This window comes from Microbulbifer sp. GL-2 (assembly GCF_007183175.1).
In the GTDB taxonomy this organism is placed as follows: Bacteria; Pseudomonadota; Gammaproteobacteria; order Pseudomonadales; family Cellvibrionaceae; genus Microbulbifer.
In genome coordinates, this window is sequence record NZ_AP019807.1 from 3,968,463 (window position 1) to 3,990,144 (window position 21,682).

Annotated in this window: 16 protein-coding genes; 14 read left to right on the forward strand and 2 right to left on the reverse strand. The window is 51.4% G+C overall.

Going from position 1 to position 21,682, the window contains the following annotated elements; genetic code table 11:
* Positions 1-324 precede the first annotated feature (324 nt).
* Positions 325-867 carry a lipocalin family protein gene (locus GL2_RS17230; RefSeq protein ID WP_143731826.1) on the reverse strand — a complete coding sequence of 181 codons (543 nt, stop codon included), beginning with the start codon at positions 865-867 and terminating at the stop codon, positions 325-327.
* Between the two features lie 263 nt (positions 868-1,130).
* Between GL2_RS17230 and GL2_RS17235 the strand changes: the two genes are divergently transcribed.
* The 12 genes from GL2_RS17235 (at position 1,131) to GL2_RS17290 (ending at position 16,236) form a co-directional block, all read left to right on the forward strand.
* The gene (locus GL2_RS17235; RefSeq protein ID WP_143731828.1) at positions 1,131-2,387 is read left to right on the forward strand and encodes an FAD-dependent oxidoreductase; all 1,257 of its coding nucleotides are present in this window, start codon (positions 1,131-1,133) and stop codon (positions 2,385-2,387) included.
* A 267-nt stretch (positions 2,388-2,654) separates the two neighbouring features.
* A complete protein-coding gene (locus GL2_RS17240) occupies positions 2,655-3,824 on the forward strand; it encodes a Gfo/Idh/MocA family protein (protein ID WP_143731830.1) in 1,170 nt (389 codons plus the stop codon).
* A gap of 253 nt (positions 3,825-4,077) precedes the next feature.
* Positions 4,078-5,139 carry a sugar phosphate isomerase/epimerase gene (locus tag GL2_RS17245; protein ID WP_143731832.1) on the forward strand — a complete coding sequence of 354 codons (1,062 nt, stop codon included), beginning with the start codon at positions 4,078-4,080 and terminating at the stop codon, positions 5,137-5,139.
* An 80-nt stretch (positions 5,140-5,219) separates the two neighbouring features.
* Positions 5,220-6,542, forward strand: coding sequence for a sugar MFS transporter (locus GL2_RS17250; RefSeq protein WP_232053665.1), 1,323 nt, complete (start codon positions 5,220-5,222; stop codon positions 6,540-6,542).
* Between the two features lie 56 nt (positions 6,543-6,598).
* On the forward strand, positions 6,599-7,606 hold the full coding sequence (locus GL2_RS17255) for a LacI family DNA-binding transcriptional regulator (protein ID WP_143731834.1): 1,008 nt from the start codon (positions 6,599-6,601) through the stop codon (positions 7,604-7,606).
* 69 nt (positions 7,607-7,675) lie between these two features.
* Positions 7,676-8,389, forward strand: a complete 714-nt coding sequence (locus GL2_RS17260) for a DUF1080 domain-containing protein (RefSeq protein WP_143731836.1) — start codon at positions 7,676-7,678, stop codon at positions 8,387-8,389.
* Between the two features lie 3 nt (positions 8,390-8,392).
* Positions 8,393-8,611: a twin-arginine translocase TatA/TatE family subunit gene (locus GL2_RS17265; protein ID WP_143731838.1), complete on the forward strand. Its 219-nt coding sequence runs from the start codon at positions 8,393-8,395 to the stop codon at positions 8,609-8,611.
* Complete coding sequence (locus GL2_RS17270; protein WP_143731840.1) at positions 8,608-9,519, forward strand: sugar phosphate isomerase/epimerase; 912 nt, start codon at positions 8,608-8,610, stop codon at positions 9,517-9,519. Before GL2_RS17265 ends, GL2_RS17270 begins: the two co-directional genes overlap by 4 nt.
* A gap of 260 nt (positions 9,520-9,779) precedes the next feature.
* The gene (locus tag GL2_RS17275; RefSeq protein ID WP_143731841.1) at positions 9,780-11,576 is read left to right on the forward strand and encodes a GMC oxidoreductase; all 1,797 of its coding nucleotides are present in this window, start codon (positions 9,780-9,782) and stop codon (positions 11,574-11,576) included.
* 1 nt (position 11,577) lies between these two features.
* Complete coding sequence (locus GL2_RS17280; RefSeq protein WP_143731843.1) at positions 11,578-12,273, forward strand: gluconate 2-dehydrogenase subunit 3 family protein; 696 nt, start codon at positions 11,578-11,580, stop codon at positions 12,271-12,273.
* A 159-nt stretch (positions 12,274-12,432) separates the two neighbouring features.
* On the forward strand, positions 12,433-15,192 hold the full coding sequence (locus GL2_RS17285; RefSeq protein ID WP_143731845.1) for a TonB-dependent receptor: 2,760 nt from the start codon (positions 12,433-12,435) through the stop codon (positions 15,190-15,192).
* A gap of 69 nt (positions 15,193-15,261) precedes the next feature.
* Positions 15,262-16,236 carry an isoaspartyl peptidase/L-asparaginase family protein gene (locus GL2_RS17290; RefSeq protein WP_143731847.1) on the forward strand — a complete coding sequence of 325 codons (975 nt, stop codon included), beginning with the start codon at positions 15,262-15,264 and terminating at the stop codon, positions 16,234-16,236.
* A 109-nt stretch (positions 16,237-16,345) separates the two neighbouring features.
* On the opposite strand, the gene GL2_RS17295 is transcribed toward GL2_RS17290, so the two are convergent.
* Entirely contained in the window at positions 16,346-17,005 is a 660-nt protein-coding gene (locus tag GL2_RS17295) for a TetR family transcriptional regulator (RefSeq protein WP_143731849.1), read from the reverse strand.
* Positions 17,006-17,281: 276 nt separating this feature from the next.
* Here GL2_RS17295 and GL2_RS17300 point away from each other — a divergent pair, with 276 nt between their 5' ends.
* Entirely contained in the window at positions 17,282-18,457 is a 1,176-nt protein-coding gene (locus tag GL2_RS17300; RefSeq protein WP_305072240.1) for an efflux RND transporter periplasmic adaptor subunit, read from the forward strand.
* An 11-nt stretch (positions 18,458-18,468) separates the two neighbouring features.
* Entirely contained in the window at positions 18,469-21,639 is a 3,171-nt protein-coding gene (locus GL2_RS17305) for an efflux RND transporter permease subunit (protein WP_143731852.1), read from the forward strand.
* The last annotated feature ends 43 nt before the right edge of the window (positions 21,640-21,682 follow it).

The window sequence follows — 21,682 nt, forward strand, 5'->3', positions numbered from 1 at the left end:
CCCGTCAAAATGCGATTAGCGTTTGCTTCTAGCAGATCCCAGGTAGTCAATCTCTACAAAGAAAGTGGCTTGGATATACCGGGATGATTACGTTCAATAGTTTGCAAAACTTCTGTGGTATTGAATAGCCGCAACAATCTCGTGTGTATGGAAAATGGCGGGAGCGAGTTGAGCAGAGATGTTGATTGTCACAGGCCCCCATTAAATAACTAACTTTAAAAAGCATGTTTAAGTTATTGATAATAAAGAATAAAAAAGTTTAATGTGGTTTCTAGGTCCATTGGATGTGAGTACGGCAAATGCCGTACTCATTTTCGGGCAGTGTCAGTTGGGAAGTTGCTTGGTCATTATGATGTGGTCAATGTTGTAGCCGTGCTTGGTGACGGCGAGACTAAGGAGCTCATCAATGATGGCCTCATCTAGCTGTGGGGTTCTGCTCAGTAGGTACAGGCTGCTGCGGTCGGGATCACCAACCAGTGACCACTGGTAATTCGGGTCCAGCTCCAATATCCAATAGTCACCTGTGGATTGGCCATCAAAGAAAGAGATAGCGAGTTTGCTATTGGTCTCGTCAACGGGTACGCCGGTACCTTGGATGCTGATAGGGAAGCCGTACTTGGGGTGAAGGATTCGGCAGAAATTGAATACGCTGATACTGCCGTCGTCATTTAGTCCATAGTCAGCAGTTACAGCAGTACAGGCAGGTTGGAATATTTGGGGAAGCCTGGCAATTTCATACCACTTACCTACGTATTGGAAAACGTCCACATAGGGGACCGTTTCCAGTTCCGGTTCGCCCTCTGCCCAGGAATGTTGACTAACAATAACGCATAGAGCGATTCCCAAACCTTTTACAAAGCCATTCATAGTTACGTTCCCTTGTTGATTTCTTTCATGATCGTCACGGTTGCAGCGACTCTCTCTTTACGGGGGTCTACCTGGAACGGATTAACTAGTTAGTCGTGGAAATGGGCTCTTTACAATAAATTCATAGAGGCCTGAATTTTGGTCGCTCAATGGGCGTGTAACCATGGCATTGAAGGGGAGGGGATTGACTACTATTTACCCGGCAACAGAGGTCTTATTGAGGTCTCTTAAAGCCATTCCTTTCAACCTGCAGGGAGCCGCTTATGTTGCAGACTATCCCCGTTGATGTTCTGATTCTTGGCGGTGGTATCCAGGGAGTAACCCTGATGCGAGAGCTGATACCAGAGTACTCGGTGATACTGGTCGATGACGAGTTTGGCGAGGCTGAGTCCCTGCATTTCCATGGTTACTTCTCATCCGGGTGGAATGCGGCCAACCTTCAAGCTGCGAAGATTTACCGGTATGCAGCACAGCGCTGGAACCGGGAACTGTCGAATAGTGGCGTGATCAGTCACATTACTGATTTTCACGCGGCGCTCACACCAGATTTTTTGAAGGAAGTGGAGGGCAACTGGATTGATGCGGCAATCCCTTTTGAAGAGGCAGAACTTCCAGAGATATTCGCCCCTGACAACTTACCATCAAATCGTAGATTTAAATTCCCCGGTGACCTTATTTTCGATGGGGCTGAGGCCTACCGCAGTATCAGTGAGCCTCTACGACAGCAAATACACCGTGGCCGATTGGCATCCTTTCAAGTCAAAGACTCGGCTATTGAAAGGGTTACCCTGGACATGGATGGTCAATCCTGCCAGGTAAAACCAGAGTTAGTTATTTCAGCCTGTGGTGCGGGAAATGCAGAGGTGATCCGGCAATTAGGTATTGCGGAAGAGCAAATCCAGAATGCCCAGATGGTTCGTCCTCTGCATATGTTATTGGCCCGAGGCCCCAACATCCCACCGGTTTCCGCTTTCCTGATTGACCTGATAGTAATGTATCACCCACTCGAAAACGGGGAGGGCCTTTGGATTCTTACACTCAATCCGGAGCTTCCCAGGTTCAAAGCGGGTGTTGTCGACATGCGCATCCCTCCTGAGATAGATAATGACCTGCTCTGCGCTTCCTTTCAGCGTCTTTCCAGTGCAATGGTTGCATTTGAGGCCTGGGCGCAAGGATGTCAATGGTCGGTCTATGCGGGCTGGAAAACTGATGCACCAGGTCCTGATGGCGACCCCTTAGTGCGACTTGAATATCCAATTCCCTACCAGCTGGATGATTTTGGCTTACAGAATTTCCTGGCAGTCTGGCCCAACCATTGGGGATTGGCCGGGGATGTGGCTGCTGACGCCCATGAGTGGGCGGGCTCAAAACTGAAAAGCCGGCATCCCCAGCCAGGTGTGCAGAGTGGATTACCTGCTGGGGCAGGTAGTGGTCACGTGATAGAAAATAGATGGCAAAGTGATAAGTTGGGTTGGCAGCCGTGGAAGGATTTTGCCCGACAAGTGGGCTACCACGATTAATTGATGTTGTTTCTATTTCAGGATCTAAATTTGATATTTATGAATGAATTAAACGCCATGCTTCGCATTGGTCGCTTGCAATGACATTTTTTTTCTGTATCTTAAACAGAAATGTAACCGGTTACATTTTATTGGAACCGGCTTTCTACGCTGCGAACCGCCCCTAAACGCTGGGAACATGCGCTCCGCACGAAGTAGAGACCAGAAGAATAAAAATATCCGGGCCGTGGCCTCCACTAGGCATCCTGCGGCCCCACGGGAAGTGGTATGGGCAAGAAAATAAGAATGGGCATGGTTGGTGGCGGTGAAGGTGCTTTTATTGGAGCCATTCACCGTATGGCGGCAGCTCTTGATGGTGAAATTGAATTGGTGGCGGGTTGCTTCAGTAGTAATGCGGACAGGGGGAGAACCACTGGTGAGAAGTTGGGGCTGGCTCCCGAGCGCATCTACCAGAGTTACAATCAGATGTTTTCTGAGGAAGCCAAGCGCAGTTGCGGTGATCGCGTAGAGTTCATAGCGGTTGTCACCCCCAATGACCTGCACTTACCAGTTTCTATTGCTGCACTGCGTGCAGGATTCCATGTGCTCTCTGACAAGCCCGCGGCTTCCACGCTGGAGGAAACTCTTGAGCTTAAAAAAGAGGTGCAACTGAGTGGACTTCTCTATGGGTTGACCCACACCTATGCTGCTTACCCCCTTGCGATGCAGGCTAGGGCGATCATAGGCCGGGGAGAGTTAGGGCAAATTCGCCGGGTAACTGTTGCCTACCCCCAGGGCTGGCTGGCTTTGGCGGGTGATTCCAATAGCAGTAAACAGGCCAGCTGGCGTATAGATCCTGCACGCTCAGGAGAAAGCGGTTGCTTCGCCGATATCGGCACCCATGCACACCATTTGGTGGAGTTCTTCACTGGCCAAACAATTTCTGAAGTCTGCGCTGACTTGCAATCGGTAGTTGATGAGCGCGCCTTGGATGATGACGGCGCGGCCCTGTTCAAATTGACCGAAGGCGGGCGGGGCACTCTCACTGCCAGCCAGGTTTGTGGCGGTGAAGGCAACAACCTCAATATTAGCGTTTACGGTGAGCGAGGTTCACTTTTTTGGGAGCAGGAGTCCCCCAATCAGTTACAACTGAAACGCCGGGGGCAGCCGGTTGCAATTCTGCGGGCTGGCGCTGATTGCGAATATCTGGATGAAAAAGTTCGAGCTCGTTGCCGGACTCCACAGGGTCACCCAGAAGGATATATAGAGGCGTTTGCGAATATTTATCGGGACTTTGCGCAAATGGTTCGCTGTCACCGGGATAGTTTGCCTCTGGAGTGTGATCACTCAGTTGGAGACATAAATGCGGGTGTCAGAGCAATGGCATTCGTGCGCGGTGCCCTGGAGAGCAGCCGCAACCAATCCTCCTGGGTGTCATTAGCACCTTACTGGGAGTGATCAACTAACCCTTTGCGATCTCCTGTTGTTAGTTGTTGGTCGTTGTCCGTATATGCAGTTCCCTGGCAGGGTAGGTAGTCTGGCTGATAGTACGGCACAGGGAAGTGCCGTTGCCGACTCATTGCCTGTCAACTCTTGAAGAAATTATCGCTGCACTGCTTTCAAGAGAGGCGATCAAATTGGCAAGCATGACCCGTTTGATTCAGGGGCTAAAAAGTAAAGCAGTAAAACAGTAGTAAAAAGGATAACAATAATGAAGGCACCCAGAATTCAGGGGCCCGGAATTTTTCTTGCCCAATTCCTGCCGCCAGCGAATGAGCCGGTTACGCTGGAATCAATGACAAGTTGGGCAGCGGATCTTGGCTATAGAGGCGTACAGATCCCCACCTGGGATAAGCGGATTTTTGATTTGGAGCTGGCCAGTAGCAGCCAGGCTTACTGTGACGATGTGTTGGGAATTTGTGAGAGGGCAGGAGTGCAAATCACTGAGCTGTCCACCCATTTGCAGGGGCAACTGGTTGCGGCTCATCCAGCATACAAGGATATGCTGGATATCTTTGCCCCCCAGGAGTTGCACGGTAACTTGCCAGCCCGTGCCGAGTGGGCCAGCGATCAGCTGCTCAAAGCGGCCAGTGCCAGTGCCCACCTGAAACTTCAATCACATGCCACTTTTTCTGGTGCGCTACTTTGGCATACCTTTTACCCATGGCCACAGCGCCCAGCGAGATTGGTAGAGGAAGGTTTTCGTGAATTGGGCCGTCTATGGCGCCCCATTTTGGATGCATTTGATAATGCTGGGGTCGATGTTTGCTACGAACTGCACCCAGGTGAAGACTTGCACGATGGGCTGACGTTCGAGCGTTTTCTCCGGGAAGTTGAGGATCACCCAAGGGCCAATATTCTCTACGATCCAAGCCACCTTCTTTTACAACAGATGGATTACCTCGCTTTTATCGATATCTATCACGAACGTATCAAGGCTTTCCACGTAAAGGATGCGGAGTTTCACCCGAGTGGCAGGGCCGGTGTTTACGGCGGTTACGCCTCCTGGATTGATCGCCCCGGCCGTTTCCGCTCCCTGGGGGATGGTCAAGTAGACTTTCGTGGAATTTTCAGTCGGCTAACCCAGTTTGGTTATGATCGCTGGGCGGTTCTGGAGTGGGAGTGCTGCATCAAGGACCAGCAACAGGGCGCCAGCGAGGGTGCGCCATTTATTCAGGACCACCTGATAACAGTGGCCGAGAAGGCTTTCGATGATTTCGCGGGGGCACAAACAGATAGTGCCAGGAATCGTCGGATTCTTGGCTTGGATTAGCCCTTAGTAACCGGTATTGGTGAGTTAAAGCTGATGTCATTGCACGACCTATAACAATAATTTATGCGGAGACCGGATAGATGAGCACGCAGACAAAGACCCTGAGCAGGAATGTCTTCCTGATAGGGAATCTCTCAATTTTTATGATCGGCTTAGGGTTCGCGGTAAGGGCGTCAATTGCCGGTAACTTACAGTCGGACATTTACGATCATATTGATATCGCTAATTCTACTGCCATGGTTGGTGAAGCGCTGGGCTTTACGTTTACCGGTTTTGCTCTCACTTTACTATTTGGCAGTGCCCTGGTGGATTTGGTTGGTATCAAGAGAATGCTTCTGCTCTCTTCGGTAGGTTATGTGCTGGGTAGTCTGTTGATTATTTCAGCATCTCTGGTTGGCCCAACGGAAGGTGTAGAAAACCTGGTGCTTGCCGGGCTACTACTGACCGGGTTGGGCTGGGGAGCAGTGGAAGCCGCAAGCAACCCGATGGTTGCGGCTGTCGATCCAGAGAATAAAACCCATCGTTTGAATGTGCTGCATGCATGGTGGCCTGCAGGTATCGTGGTGGGAGGCTTGTTGGGCTTGGCCATTTCTGCCCTTGATCTACCTTGGCAACTGAATCTGGTAGTTCTGGCCCTGCCGGCTGTAGTTATGGCCTGGCTTGTAGCTAGAACGGAGTTCCCGGTAACTGAGCGTGTCTCTTCCGGTATCAGTTATGGTGAGATGTTTAAAGAAGTATTCAAGCAGCCGATGTTTATCGTGCTGTGGGTGTGCATGTGGCTGACAGCTGCAACAGAGCTTGCTCCTGGCCAATGGGTAGACCTTACACTCTCACGGGTAGTAGGAATGAAGGGCATCCTGATCCTGGTGTACGTCAGTATGTTGATGTTCGTAATGAGGCATTTTGCTGGACACCTTGCCAAAAAATTATCCACGGTCGGGCTTCTTTGGTTGAGTAGCCTGTTCGCCGCAGTAGGGCTGTACTGTTTGGGAATGGCGCGTACCCCGGTGACAGCATTTCTTGCAGCCACAGTATGGGGTATTGGTGTTTGCTATATGTGGCCGACCATGCTCGCCACTGTCTCCGAACGCTTTGTTCGCGGTGGGGCGCTGTTTTTGGGGTTGTTGGGTTTTGCCGGCGGTATGTCTATTCAGTTTGTCCTGCCAAAACTTGGAGCCATCTTTGATAGTGCAAAAATTGAAGCGGCTGGAGGCATAGAGGCTTTTGAAAAACTGAGTGGGGATGAACTGGACGCTGTATTGGTGACAGCTTCTGTGGAGTCTTTCCAGTCCCTGGCGGTGGTCCCATTAATCTTGCTTCCGATATTTGCCGTTATCTGGCTTTGGGATCGCAGGCAGTCCGCAAGCAAGTTACAAAGTGCCGCAGCAGTGGGTGATCAGTAGATGGTTTCTATCTGTGCGAAAATAGCCCGCTTATAACAAGAAACTAGCAGGAAAGTATGTCAAACATTCGCGAAGTTGCACGTCGCTCCGGCGTTTCGGTCGCGACCGTCTCCAGGGCCCTGAAAGATCCGCAGATGGTTTCTCCGCGAACCAGAGAGCGGGTCCTGAAGGCGGTGGAAGAGGCCGGTTACCGGCCTAACCTGCTGGCGAGAAATTTTAGCTCCGGCAAGTCGTTTGCAGTGATGGTATTGGTTCCAAATATTGCCAACCCATTTTTCTCCAAGGTAATCCGGGGAATAGAAAAAGCTGCACAGGACCAGGGGTACTCCGTGTTACTGGGAGATACCAAGGGGGAGCCGAATCTTGAGCAATTTTATGCTGGTATGGCGCTCACAAATCAGGCTGATGGCCTAATTCAACTGGATAGCCGCTACCCATTTGCAGAAAAAGATGCAGCTGTGGCGGCATCTGTCCCAATGGTGAATGCTTGTGAGCGTATTGTTGAAGATGATCGTTACCCTGTAGTTGAACTGGACAACAGCGGAGCAGCACAGACGATGGCTCGCCATCTGATTGAGCTGGGGCACCGCCGTATCGGCGTGATCACTGGTCCACTTAAAAGCCCAATTGTGCGGGACCGCCTGGCCGGGTTTGATGAGGAGATGCACAGACATGGACTCGAGTTGAACCCAGAATTGGTGGTCAACGGTGAGTTTTCTATGTCATCCGGTGCCGAGGGAGCCTACAAGCTCCTTTCGGGTTCACGCGCACCTTCCGCCATTTTCTGTATGAATGATGAAATGGCCATAGGCGCCATCCATCAGGCAAAGAAGATGGGATTGCAGGTACCTGCGGATGTATCAATAGCGGGTTTCGATAATATCGAGTTCTCGCAATTTACGGATCCACCCCTGACTACTATTGACCAGCCGGCGGAATCACTGGGCCGATATGCAATGGAAACGCTGCGTAAAATTATTGATGGAAAGCCACTTAAATCGAGCCGAACCATTTTACCGTTTGATTTGGTTTTACGTGGCAGCACTGACTACTGTCAGGATTGACAATGTTTCATTGTCGAGCCTGTCATCGATGAAATGAATAGATAACCACCAATTCATGTGGAGATAAAAATGATGAAAAAATTCACTGTGATAAAACCAGGTACTTCTCTGTTGGCTGTGGCAGCCATGCTACTCGCTGCGAGTGGCTGTGAACAGGTGCCCGAGAAAACCGATGTAAAAGCGGATCATCAATGGAGATACCTGTTTGATGGTGAAACCCTGCACGGTTGGACTGGTGCAAATGGTTCTCAGGTAGGGGAAGCATGGCAGGTAATCAATGGCAATCTGGTACTCACTGATGGTGGGGCCGGGGATATTGTGACTGCTGATCAGTTTGCTGACTTTGAGCTTGAGCTGGAGTGGAAGATATCTGAGGGTGGTAACAGCGGCATTATTTATCGGGTAGCGGGTGACAATGCGCCGGTTTGGATGTCAGGTATGGAATATCAGGTTTTGGATAACAGTGCTTTCCCGAACCTCGAAAAGCTCAGCCATAGTGCAGGATCGGTTTTCGATATGTACGCTCCCAATGAGGATGAAGTCAAGCCTGCAGGGGAGTTCAATAAAACACGTATTCGTGTAGAAGATGGCAAGGTAGAGCACTGGCTTAACGGCAACATGGTCGTCAGCTATGAACTTTGGTCAGAGGATTGGGATACACGTCTCGCCAATAGTAAATTTTCCTCTTACCCGGAATTTGCCCGTAGCGAGAGTGGTTTTATTGCCCTGCAGGATCACGGTGATAAAGTCTGGTATCGCAACATCCGAATCCGGGAGTTGTAAATCATGGGTATTTCCGGAATCAGCGTTTGGCAAATCCTGATAGTCCTTATGCTGGCGGTGCTGCTGTTCGGCAGCGGCAAGATCCGCCGTATGGGAGAGGACCTTGGTGGGACTATTAGTGGATTCCGCAGGTCGTTGCGAAAGGGCGAAGGGGATAGCCTTGATGTTGATTCCCAAGATGATTTGTCTGGAAAATTGATTCAGTCAGGGGAGCGGCAATGAAACGCAGGACTTTTCTACAGGCTAGTGCCGGATTAGCTGCAGCTGCAGTTGCTGCACCTTTATTTGGTAACAGCGGGGGCCTCGCTGTTAATCAGAAAAACGGGCTCTTCAAAATTTCCCTGGCCCAGTGGTCTCTACATAGGCAGCTGCGAAGTGGTGCACTCAAGGTGCTGGATTTCCCGATCAAGACAAAAAAAACATTTGCCATTGATGCGGTGGAGTACGTAAACCAGTTTTTTCCTGATAAGGCGCGGGATCAGAAATTCCTGGCAGCGTTGAAATCTCGGGCGACGGATCACGGTGTTAAGAGCCTGCTGATAATGGTGGATGCCGAAGGTGACCTCGGCAATCCAGGCAAGGCAGAGAGGCTTCAAGCGGTAGAGAACCATTTCAAATGGGTTGAAGCTGCCAATTACTTAGGCTGCCACTCTATCAGAGTGAATGCCGGTGGACAGGGCAGTAGCGAGGAAGTACAGCTGGCATGTACTGAGGGATTGCGCTCACTTGCAGAGTTTGCTCAGGATTTTAATATCAACATTGTGGTGGAGAACCACGGTGGTTATTCCTCCAACGGGATTTGGTTAGCTCAGTTACTGCGGAATGTGGATATGCCGAACTGTGGCAGCCTGCCGGACTTTGGCAATTTCGGAGATTACGACCGTTACCTGGGAGTGCAGCAATTAATGCCCTTTGCGCGAGGAATCAGTGCAAAAAGCTTTTCTTTTGATGGAAAGGGTAATGAGATCAACACAGATTTTGCTCGCATGCTGCGGATTATTCGAGATGCCGGTTATAAAGGCCATATCGGTATTGAATACGAAGGACCCGGAGATGAGGACAGGGGAATTAAAGCCACCCAAAAGTTACTGCTCAGTTTGTCTCAGCAGCTGAAGCCGCTAGCAGTTTAATTATAAAGAATAAAAATCGGTTACAGATGTAACCGGTTACTTTTCTAAAATTGACAAGATGAGAGAGGTGCGGCCAATTATCGCTCAACTTTCGCAAAATAACTGCTGATAGTCGGATCTATTTCGTCTAATAGATAGCGATCAGTAAAAATCGATAAAAATTTTTAACGAATAATGTAACCGGTTACAGTTTTCTGTTAATAGATAAAGATAAATTTAACGAACAAAACAAAAATAATTGATGAAGTAGGAGAGAGGCAATGCCGAATGATGACTTCGAGAAAAAAGAGTACGACGCACTAATTGTTGGCTCCGGTGCAGGAGGCGGTATGGCGGCTTACGTGCTTGCCACAGCCGGACTAAAAGTGCTTTTGCTGGAAGCGGGGCGATCCTATGACCCGGTCAAGGAAACCCCCATGTTTAACTTGCCCAAAGACGCCCCCCTGCGCGGTGGCAGCACACCGGAAAAGCCGTTCGGTTTTTACGATGCCACTGTGGATGGCGGCTGGCAAGTGCCTGGTGAACCCTACACTCAGGCATCCAATGACCGAGGCCGGCGATTTGATTGGTGGCGCGCGCGTATGCTCGGAGGGCGCACCAACCATTGGGGGCGTATTTCCCTGCGGATGGGGAAATACGATTTTAAACCTCATTCACGGGATGGGCTCGGTTTTGACTGGCCGATCAGTTATGAAGATCTGGCGCCGTACTACGACAAAACCGAGATGCTGATCGGTGTCTACGGCACTAACGAAGGACTGGAAAACACCCCCGACTCCTCCGATGGGGTACTTTTACCGCCCCCTAAGCCCCGGGCTTATGAGCTGCTGGCGAAAAAGGCCTGCGATAAGCTGGGTATTCCGGTGATCCCTTCTCACCTGGCAATTCTCAGCGAACGCCTCGACCACGAAAATATTCCTCAGAAACTGTTTCCGGACAACAAGCTTGCCCAGGAAGTGACCCAGGAATCAATGAAATCCCGTGCCGCCTGCTTCTGGGCTACTCCCTGCGGGCGCGGTTGCTCCATCAAGGCAAATTTCCAGTCAACTACAGTGCTTCTGCCCCCGGCGCTGGCCACTGGAAATCTGGATATCATCACTGATGCCATGGTGCGCGAGGTTACTGTTGATAAGAGCGGTAATGCCAATGGGGTTGTTTATATCGATAAAAACACCCGCCAGGAAAAGTTTGCCAGTGCCCGTGCCGTAGTGGTTGCGGCAAGTGCTGCCGAGACTTCGCGCATTCTTCTCAATTCGAAAAGTACACTGTTCCCCGATGGCCTTGCCAACGGTAGTGGTGTTGTAGGCAAGTACCTGATGGATACCGTGGGTGCTGGTATCGGCGGGCAGATTCCCGCTCTGGAAAATATGCCCGCTCATAACGAAGACGGTGCTTCGGCGATGCATATGTATATGCCTTGGTGGCTGTACAAAGAGCAATTGCGAGGAGATCTGGATTTTGCCCGAGGTTACCACATCGAGTTTGGCGGAGGCCGCAGTATGCCGGGTGCAGGGGCCTTTGGTGGTATGGGCGACTTCACCAGTGGTGCTTACGGTAAAGATTTGAAAGAGGCCTGCCGTCGCTACTACGGTTCCTTCGTTTGGTTTGATGGCCGTGGGGAAATGATTCCCAACGAAGACAGCTACTGTGAAATCGATAAAAACCAGGTGGACCAGTGGGGTATTCCGGTCCTGAAGTTCCACTGGAAATGGAGTGACCAAGAACTTAACCAGGCCGCCCACATGCATAAAACCTTTGCCGGAATTATCGAAGGCATGGGCGGCAAGGTAACCTCTACCGTGCAAACAGATGGTGCCAAGGCAATTATCAACGGTGGTGCGATTATCCATGAGGTGGGTACCGCGCGGATGGGCTCTAACCCGAAAGATTCTGTACTCAACCCTTACTGCCAGTCTTGGGAAGTTCCCAATCTATTCCTTACCGACGGCGCCCCCTTTGTATCCAATGCCGACAAGAACCCAACCCTGACCATTATGGCCCTGGCTTGGCGTACTTGTGACTACATCGTGGACCAGTTCAAGAAGAGGAACATCTGATATGAGCGAGGAAAAAACCAATCTGGGCCGCCGCAATGCCCTGCGTTTGATTGCCACCACCGCTGCCGCAGTTCCGGTGATTGGTTGTTCGGAAAAAGTAGCGCAGAAGGTTGTGGTTAAGGAAGAAAAGCCAGCGACGAAACCTGCGGTTAAAAACCTGGATGCCCCAAAACAAACCTTGGCCAGAGGCACGCCTACAGATCCGGATCTGCTCAATCCCGTCGTGCCTTGGGAAATGCAGCTGGATGCGGGTGAGCTGGCAGTACTGGCAGCGCTTTGCGATGTAATTATCCCGGCAGATGAAATTTCCCCGAGCGCCTCTTCAGTAGGGGCTCATCACTACATCAATGAATATGTCTCTGCGCCTTATTCAAACAACAAAGCGGATCTGGTCACGATTCGCGGCGGGGTTGTCTGGCTGGAGGGAGAGTCCAGGCGCAGGTTTGAAGACTCATTTGTCGAACTGAATGATTCGCAAAAAACTGCAATCTGTGAGGACATCAAATGGGCCCGCACTGCAAAGCCTGAATTCCAGGCCGGTGCACGTTTCTTTGCCAAAGTGAGAGTCCTTGTGTCTACCGCCTTTTATACCACTGAGGAAGGTATGGCGGATATTGGCTACGTGGGCAATCGCCCCATGGCCAGCTTCCCAGGAGCACCGCCTGAAGTGCTCAAACGACTGGGCTTGAATAGCTAATAACCGTTTATGGCTTCAACCCGCAGGGAAGGGGTTGTTAACTGAAATAAACAAGGGATAGGAAAAAAACAGGGCTTATTCCGGTGGCCTGGCATTTGAGCGTGCCAGGTTTAGTGTGTAAAGGGAAAGCTCGAAAAATAATAAAAGAGACACAGAGCAGTGATAGAGAAAACCCTAAAAATAAATCGTAGAGCAGAATTATTACGTACATCAGCCAGCGTTTTGGTGTTATGCGGTGTTGTCGGCATGGCACAAGCGCAGAGTGCAGAAGAAAAAAAAGAAGAAGGCTTGGTTCTTGAGGAAGTAGAGGTGATGGGAATTCGCCAGAGCATGGAGAAAAATCTCGATGTGAAGCGCTTTTCCAATGCGGTGGTGGATTCGATCACCGCTGAAGATATCGGTAAATTTCCCGATAAAAACGTAGCAGATGCCTTACAGCGAGTGCCTGGAGTTTCAATAGTTCGCAGTGGTGGTGAAGGTGTAAGGGTAAGTATCCGTGGTACAGATCCTGAACTTACTTTTACCCAGCTTAACGGTAACTATATCGCCACTCCGGGAGATGAGCCGTCGAGATCACTGGATTATTCATTGTTGCCTGCAACGTTGATTGCCCGTACTGATGTTTATAAGAGCCCCGAGGCAAAGCTGGATGAGGGCGGCATAGGCGGTACTGTAATTTTACATACCCGTAAGCCTTTGGATCTGGATTCAGGGGAGGGCATGTTATCCGTAGAGACAACCTATGCGGATGTCACGGAAAAGTATGAGCCGCAGTACACCGGTTTTTACTCTTGGAAAAATGACCAGGAAACATTTGGTGTACTGGTCGGTTACTCCAAGCAGGATCGTCAAAATCGTGTGATTAGCACCACTACAGAAAACTGGGGCTGGCAGGGTGATGAGCAACCACATGGTGGTGTAGAGGCCCGGGGGCCAATGGTAGATGTCGACGGTAATGAGTACCGCGATTTTTATGCGCCCAGAGCCGTTGTAGGCAGTGTTTTGGAAGAGGAGCGCACCCGCGAGGGGGTACAACTTAGCGCCCAGTGGCGCCCGGTGGAGCAACTTGAACTTGGCGTCAATTATTTCCGCTTTGAAAAGGGTGGAAATTCTGAAAACTATCGCATCGTATTTCCGGAGTGGAACTATGGTGATGCGATAGCACCAGGCAGCCTAAAATTTGATGAGGATGGCGATACCCTGCTCGGTATCGGTATGCTGGACAGGGGGCAGGCAGAATTGCAGTCTCCACAGGTGGGTGGCGACTATACACGAGCGGAGTACGTTTCAGATACCTTGGATTTCAATGCTAATTACCAGGGGGATGGATTCAATGTACGTCTGGCTGTAGGTAATTCCAGTGCGGAAGGTGGCCCCTCGGAGAAGCTATTTGCTTCGGTGAATTCTCGCTATGGTACTGTGACTGATTGGAGCTGGGATCTCAGTAGTGGCACTGCGGACATTGATACCAGTGCCGATTTGGCGGACCCAAATACTTATCCCTTATACGACTGGTTCTCCTCTCACTGGACCAGCAGTGAGGATGAGGAAAATTATTACCAGCTGGATGTTTCCATCGATATGGATTATGGCTGGCTTAGTTCCCTTGATGTAGGGCTTAAATACCGCGATCACGAAATTAACCGACGGATCACCAAGCAGTCCTGGGATGATGATAATGCTCCTTGCCCAACCATCAACTGGGGCGATGTGGACGGGGCTTGTTATCCCTGGTGGCCGGATGACTCCTTCCACACCGACCCCAATGGCGTGCCGGACACCATAGACATCCTTTCCAGCGGTCCAATCGACAATATTATTGGTGGTGTAAATGTACCCAACTTCGCCCACCTGGAGTTTGAGAAGCTGAAACAGTTTCTCTATGAGACCTACGGTGATCCTACGGTAATCGTTGAAAGGGATCAGGATTATCGTATTGGTGAAGAGATCAGTGCGGCCTATGTACAACAGAATTTCACTTCGGCAATCCTGCGGGGTAACTTTGGTGTTCGCGCGGTACAGACCAAGCAATATGCTCGTACTTACGACAATATTAATGGTGTTTTGCAGGATGAACCCAATGTCCGCGATAGCAGCAATACCGATATTCTGCCAAGCGCCAATATTGCCTGGGATATTAACGATGAATTGGTGATGCGCGCAGCTCTTGCTCGGGTTGTAGCCCGGGTAAATTACGGTGACCTGGGTGGCTCCGAGTCGATACACGCTCCGTTGCCGGGAGCGACGGTAAGAGATGGTTTTGCGGGGAACTCCGAACTGGAACCCTATAAGGCGGATCAGTTTGACTTGGGGCTGGAGTGGTATTTCGATGATGCTTCCGCAATGGGATTAACCCTATTCAGGAAGGATATTGCATCATTCGTGATTAACGGTAGCTCACTAGTGACCAGGGAAATCGATGGTGGTACCTGGAATGTGAACATGTCAATGCCGGTGAATGGTACCGATGCCAGTGCACAGGGGGCAGAGCTGTTTGTGCAGTATGCTTTCGATAACGGTTTTGGGGTTTTCGCCAATTACACTTATACAGATACAGAGTTGGCCAACCTTGATCTCGAGAGTGGTGAAACTATCAAGACAGAGATTCCGGGCACTTCCAAAGACCAATATAACCTATCGGTGTACTACGAAAATGACCTTTTCAGTGTAAGAGCTTCTTACAACTATCGCAGCGCCTATGCGGATGGTTACAGTAATGGTTTGAATACATTTACCGATGAGTACGATCAGCTGGACGTGAATGCTTCGTATAGTTTGATGGAAAACCTGACCCTAACTGCCTCCATCATTAATCTCACCGAAGAAAAGGTGGATAGATATTGGGGCGAGGAAAATAGGGTCTTGGGCTCTGCCTATTCTGGCCGCCGCGCCTATATGGGGATGACTTACAGCTTCTGATCCCGTTGTAACTCTTACGCGCAGACACAATGATGTGTCTGCGCGTTACAAATTCAGAGAAAATTTACCGTGATCAGTAAAAGAAAATTCCTGAAGTTCTCCTTCCTTGGTAGTGCCGCTGCTCTGGCAGCCCCCTCGGTGACTGCCATGACCCGGCGATATACGAAGAAAGGAAAGAAACCGGTTGTGATTTCAACCTGGAATCATGGTGGTCCTGCCAATGAGGCAGCTTGGAAGGTTCTGGCCGACGGTGGTAGGGCCTTGGATGCAGTAGAAATCGGCGCACGTGTACCGGAGGCAGACCCGCAGGTGACGAGTGTAGGCTATGGCGGCTTTCCCGACCGGGATGGCGTAGTCACTTTGGATGCCTGCATTATGGATGAGAAGCAAAACTGTGGCTCAGTAGCTTTTCTACAGGGCATCAAACATCCGATTTCTGTTGCACGAAAAGTGATGGAGGAGACCCCGCATGTCATGTTGGTTGGCGAGGGCGCACAGCGCTTTGCCGTGGAGCAGGGATTCGAAATTGAGAACCTGTTAACCCCGAAAGCCGAAGCCGCCTGGCGTGAGTGGAAGCGTGAGTCCCGTTACCAGCCGGTAATCAATATTGAAAACCACGACACTATCGGCATCTTAGCATTGGACCAGGACGGCAATCTTTCAGGGGCCTGCACCACCAGCGGGGCTGCTTTCAAGATGCATGGGCGGGTAGGGGACTCGCCGATTATTGGCGCTGGGCTCTATGTCGACAATGAAGTGGGTGCGGCTACCGCCACCGGCATGGGTGAGCTAATGATCAAAACTGTCGGTTGTCATCAAGTGGTGGAGCTGATGCGCCACGGCTATACACCGGAAGAAGCCTGCCGTGAGGCAGTTGAGCGTATTGCACGCAAGCTTGGGGACTATAAGAAGTTCCAGGTGGGTTTTCTGGCTTTAGATAAAGCTGGTAATTATGGTGCTCACTGCATCCATTCAGGATTTAACTATGCTGTTCGCGATGTAGATGGCGCCCAGATGAAAGATTCAAAAAGTAAGCTGGGCTGAAAGCTACTCCAACCTGATCTATCTGGAGCAAGCGCTATAAGGAAGGCTGCTTGCCCCAACCTTGAACCACGTGTTGCGGTATTACAGACCGCGGCTTGGGGTGGGCGGATCAATGCAGGGTGCGAACCTGATATCTATCCAAGCGCATAGCAGGAGAGAAACGGATCATATCCAGCAGGGTATCGATGTAATGCTCACCCAGATCCCCAAGATCTTCCATCCGCGGCGACTGAAACCAGTCTTCCAGCACCCCAAAAAGGCCCCCGTGTAGCATCTGTTGCGCCAGATCCATATCCAGGTCGGCGGGCAGCTGCCCGGCAGTAACTGCCATTTTCATCAGCTGTGCCATACGCTCCAAGCCTTCAGTGCGTCCCTGTTTGATACGCCGGGTGGATTCGCAGACCTCGCTTACCGCCTCGCAGGGCAGGAAGATAATTTCCAGGACCCGCTGCCATTGTTCATTGCAGGCAATCTCATGGAACAACCATACCCATCGGGTGCGCAGGGTGCCTAGGGGGTCTTCTTTTATCTGGTCCCCAGCGGCCTCGCACAGCCTCTCTCCAGGTAGTTCCATCCGTTCCGTCAGGGCGTTGAGCAAACCGGCCTTACTGCGAAAATGGTCGTATACCGAGCCACGGGTTACCCCGGCCAATTCCGCCACCTCTGCAAGAGAGGCATGAGACACGCCGAACTCGTGGAAAACATTCATCGCAGCGTCCAGAATACGCTCACGAGTTGTAACTGTTTGCTCTTTTCTGCGTTTGGTCATGGGGACTGCAGCTTCTTTTTAATCATGTTTGTCTCATCTGACCGCATATTCACGACAGTTCGCCGCACGAAGGCTAAATGAGATATTCGTGCAAACCCTTGAAAACACTGGGTGAAAGTGCATCTTAGTCGATAATTACGCGTTGATGAACAGTTGATCGAATTTCACTCTCGCACATAAAATGCCAAGCTACTGGAACCGGACTTTCCTGTCTCGCTCAATGTATTCCCGCAACTGACCGCATTGCCCAGGTAGTCAGCCCTTATCGAGGTAATCATGCTCAATAAAAAAGCGCTAATCAGTCTTCTGGTCGCGTCCTCAGTTCTTGTGGCCTGCGAGGAGAAGGCTGCCACACCGCCGATGATGGCGCCTCAAGTAACAGTTGTCACGCTGGAATCTGAGCCGGTGACCCTTACCAGGGAGCTACCTGGGCGCACTTCACCTTTCAAGGTGGCGGAAGTTCGCCCGCAGGTTAATGGCATCATAAAGCAGCAATTGTTCCGTGAAGGTGGCCGTGTCGACGCAAATCAACCGCTTTATCAGCTGGATGACGCCCTTTACCAAGCGGATGTAGATAGCGCTCGCGCAAAGTTGCAGAGAGCCAGCGCAGCGTTGAATATCGCCCGTTTGAAGGCCGAACGTACCGCTGGCCTAGTTAAGAATGGCGCTGTCAGCAAACAGGAGAACGACTCTGCAGAGGCGGATTTACAAGAGGCTCGCGCCGATGTGGCTGCAGCCAGGGCAGAATTACAGAGAGCAGAAATCCAACTGGATTATGCCCAGATCACGGCGCCTATTACCGGTCGTATTGGTAAATCGTCCGTTACTCAGGGTGCTTTAGTGACGGCCAATCAGGCCGCAACTTTGGCCACAGTGCAACAGCTGGACCCCATCTATGTAGATGTCACCCAGTCGGCTGCAGAGTTGGTAAGCCTGCGTCGGGCTTTGGAAGCGGGCACCCTGGCAGATGCCACTCATCTGCCAGTGAAAATATTATTGGAGGATGGCAGTGAATTTGAGCACCAGGGCAAGCTTGAATTTGCCGAAGCGAGTGTCGATCCCTCCACGGGCAGTGTGCTGTTGCGGGTAGTCGTACCCAATCCAGACAGCATGTTACTGCCGGGCATGTATGTGCGCGCGATTGTGGGCAGTGGTGTACGTGACGACGCCATTTTGGTGCCCCAGCAGGGAATTGCGCGAGATCCTAAAGGCAACACTTCGGCCATGGTCGTCAACGAAGAAAATATTGTCGCCCAGCGCTCTGTGCGGGTGAGCCGCACTGTCGGCAATCAATGGCTGGTGGAAGAGGGCTTACAGGCTGGTGATCGGGTGGTAGTCGCCGGATTACAAAAGATTCGCCCTGGCGCTCCGGTACAGCCCAGCGAGCGTGAGGATGAACAGCCACCTGCGGCGGTCGGCGAAGAAAAAGCTGCTGCTGAGCAGGGTTCCTGAGGGTAGGGTTTATGGCGAGCTTCTTTATCAACCGGCCCATCTTTGCTTGGGTCCTGGCAATTATCACCATGCTGGCGGGTGTACTGTCGATCAGCAAGTTGGCAGTGGAGCGCTATCCCAATATCGCACCACCTTCTATTAATATTGAGGCCAGCTATCCCGGTGCTTCCGCTAAAGTGGTGGAGGACTCGGTCACGCAGATTCTGGAGCGGAATATGAAAGGCCTCGATGGCCTTCTTTATATGTCCGCCACCAGCCAGTCTAACGGTGGTTTGTCGATTTCTCTAACCTTTGAGAATGGCACTGATCCGGATACTGCTCAGGTACAGGTCCAGAACAAAGTGCAATTGGCAATGCCGCTGTTGCCTCAGGAAGTACAGCTTCAAGGGGTTAACGTCAGCAAGTCCCGTGGTGGCTTCCTGATGGTTGCGGGCTTTGTGTCCGAAGATGGCAGCATGAACCGCAACGATATTGCCGATTACATCAACTCGGCCATTGTGGACCCCGTTAGCCGGGTGCCTGGTGTAGGTAATGTACAGGTGTTCGGCTCCAAATACGCCATGCGTATCTGGCTTGACCCCAATAAACTGACCACCTACGACCTCACTCCCTCTGATGTAGCAACAGCAGTGCGCGCACAAAATGCCCAGGTAGCAGTGGGCAGTCTTGGTGGTGCCCCAGCGGTTCAGGGCCAGCAGCTCAATGCCTCTATAACTTCTCAGGGGCGCTTGCAAACTCCTGAACAATTTCGGGAAATCGTAGTACGCGCCAATGAAGACGGCTCCCTGCTCCATTTAGGCGATATCGCTCGCGTAGAGCTGGGGGCAGAAAACTATGAATTTATCTCCCGTTACAACCGTCAGCCGGCAACGGGTATCGCCATTAATCTGGCCACTGGGGCCAACGCCCTAGAAACTGCCGAGGGGGTTAAAGCAAAGCTTAAGGAGTTGGAGCCGTTCTTCCCCAGGGGGCTAACTTCGGTCGTACCTTTTGATACCACGCCATTTGTCGAGGTCTCCATCAAAGGCGTTATCAGCACTTTGATTGAAGCGATCGTGCTGGTCTTCCTGGTAATGTACCTGTTCCTACAGAACTTCCGTGCAACCCTGATCCCCACAATTGCAGTGCCGGTGGTGTTGCTGGGTACCTTTGCCGTACTTGCGGCATTGGGCTTCTCGGTCAATATGCTCACTATGTTCGCGATGGTGCTGGCCATCGGTCTGCTGGTGGATGATGCCATCGTGGTGGTGGAGAACGTAGAGCGGGTAATGCGTGAAGAGGGGCTGTCACCGAAGGAAGCCATTAAAAAGTCCATGCACCAGATTACCGCCGCTTTGATTGGCATCGGTGTGGTGTTGTCGGCAGTGTTTGTGCCTATGGCATTTATGGATGGCGCTACCGGCGTAATTTATCGCCAGTTCTCGGCAACCATTGTTGCTGCTATGGCCCTGTCTGTACTGGTAGCTATTATCCTGACGCCCGCACTTTGTGCGACGCTGCTCAAGCCGCTCTCGAAAGGCGAAAGCCATGGAGAGAAAGGCTTCTTCGGTTGGTTCAATCGAAACTTTGAGCGCGGTAGTCAGCGTTATCAGGGGGGAGTACAGGGCATTCTTATGCGCAGCGGCCGCTTTATGTTGCTGTTTGTTGCCTTGTCAGCGGTAATGGCCTTCCTATTTCTGCGTCTGCCCAGTTCCTTTCTGCCGGATGAAGATCAGGGTGTACTCTTCTCTATGGTGCAGGCACCAGTGGGTGCGACCCAGGAGCGCACCATGAAGTCGATTCGCAAAGTGGAAGACCAGTTTCTGGATAATGAACAGGGCACTGTGAAGTCGGTATTTTCTGTACAAGGCTTCAGCTTCGCTGGCAGCGGCCAGAACACCGGTATCGCCTTTGTGAATATGGAGGACTGGTCTGATCGGGAAGAGGAATCTAAAAGTGCTGGAGCGGTAGCCATGCGCGCAATGGGCGCGCTGATGCAAATCAAAGATGCCATGGCATTCGCCTTCGCGCCGCCGCCTCTGCCAGAGCTTGGCTCTTCTGGCGGCTTCAATTTCTACCTGAAGGATAACGGCAATCTGGGGCACGAAGCACTTACCGCTGCGCGCAACCAGTTTCTGGGGATGGCAGGGCAGAGTAAATTACTGTCTAACGTGCGCCCCAATGGCCAGGAAGATACGCCACAGTTCCGCGTGAAGATCGACAACGCCAAGGCTGCGGCCCTAGGATTGTCTATCGCTGAAATTAACAGTGCGTTGAGTATTGCCTGGGGCGGGTCCTATATCGATGACTTTATCGATCGCGGCCGGGTCAAGCGGGTTTATATGCAGGCGGATGCGCCGTATCGCATGGTGCCGGAAGACTTCCAGCTATGGTCCGTGCGCAATGATAAAGGCGATATGGTGCCTTTGTCCTCTTTCGCCAGCTTCACCTGGGAGTATGGATCTCCCCGACTTGAGCGCTATAACGGCGTGCCGTCTATGCAAATCAATGGCCAGGCCGCACCGGGTGTCAGCTCTGGCGAAGCGATGGCGGAAGTGGAGAATTTGGTAGCCCAATTGCCGGCGGGAATTGGTATTGAGTGGAGCGGCCTTTCCTATCAGGAGCGCGCCGCTGGTGCGCAAACACCACTGCTATATGCTTTGTCATTACTGATCGTGTTTCTGTGCCTTGCCGCACTCTACGAGAGCTGGACCGTACCGACGGCAGTATTGCTAATGGCGCCTCTGGGTATCCTTGGAGCGGTGCTCGCGAATAGTTTGCGTGGTATGGAACGGGATATCTATTTCCAGGTGGCCATGCTTACCACAGTAGGCCTGACCAGTAAGAATGCCATTCTGATAGTGGAGTTTGCCAAGCAAAACCTGGAAAGCGGAATGGAATTAGTGGAGGCGACCATGCATGCAGTGCGTGATCGCCTGCGCCCAATCCTGATGACTTCTCTGGCGTTCGGACTGGGTGTACTTCCTTTGGCCATTGCTACCGGAGCGGGTTCCGGCGCGCAGCGTGCTATTGGTACTGGGGTGTTGGGCGGCATGCTCGTGGGCACAATACTGGGAATCTTCTTTATTCCACTGTTCTTTGTGGTGGTGCAGAGGCTGTTTGGTCGAAAAACCAATACAGCTGGCTCTTCGCAAGCCGAAACTCCTGAAACCAGAAAAGCTGAAGCTGTGGAAGCTTTATAGATCTTAAGCCTTAAAAAGCCAGGTCGGATAATACCGCCTGGCT

Coding starts and splice junctions, on each gene's coding strand:
- GL2_RS17270 (WP_143731840.1), top strand. CDS start 8,608: ATGAAACGCAGGACTTTTCTACAGGCTAGTGCCGGATTAGCTGCAGCT.
- GL2_RS17300 (WP_305072240.1), top strand. CDS start 17,282: ATGCTCAATAAAAAAGCGCTAATCAGTCTTCTGGTCGCGTCCTCAGTT.
- GL2_RS17305 (WP_143731852.1), top strand. CDS start 18,469: ATGGCGAGCTTCTTTATCAACCGGCCCATCTTTGCTTGGGTCCTGGCA.
- GL2_RS17265 (WP_143731838.1), top strand. CDS start 8,393: ATGGGTATTTCCGGAATCAGCGTTTGGCAAATCCTGATAGTCCTTATG.
- GL2_RS17280 (WP_143731843.1), top strand. CDS start 11,578: ATGAGCGAGGAAAAAACCAATCTGGGCCGCCGCAATGCCCTGCGTTTG.
- GL2_RS17250 (WP_232053665.1), top strand. CDS start 5,220: ATGAGCACGCAGACAAAGACCCTGAGCAGGAATGTCTTCCTGATAGGG.
- GL2_RS17295 (WP_143731849.1), bottom strand. CDS start 17,005: ATGACCAAACGCAGAAAAGAGCAAACAGTTACAACTCGTGAGCGTATT.
- GL2_RS17230 (WP_143731826.1), bottom strand. CDS start 867: ATGAATGGCTTTGTAAAAGGTTTGGGAATCGCTCTATGCGTTATTGTT.
- GL2_RS17260 (WP_143731836.1), top strand. CDS start 7,676: ATGATGAAAAAATTCACTGTGATAAAACCAGGTACTTCTCTGTTGGCT.
- GL2_RS17245 (WP_143731832.1), top strand. CDS start 4,078: ATGAAGGCACCCAGAATTCAGGGGCCCGGAATTTTTCTTGCCCAATTC.
- GL2_RS17240 (WP_143731830.1), top strand. CDS start 2,655: ATGGGCAAGAAAATAAGAATGGGCATGGTTGGTGGCGGTGAAGGTGCT.
- GL2_RS17235 (WP_143731828.1), top strand. CDS start 1,131: ATGTTGCAGACTATCCCCGTTGATGTTCTGATTCTTGGCGGTGGTATC.
- GL2_RS17275 (WP_143731841.1), top strand. CDS start 9,780: ATGCCGAATGATGACTTCGAGAAAAAAGAGTACGACGCACTAATTGTT.
- GL2_RS17255 (WP_143731834.1), top strand. CDS start 6,599: ATGTCAAACATTCGCGAAGTTGCACGTCGCTCCGGCGTTTCGGTCGCG.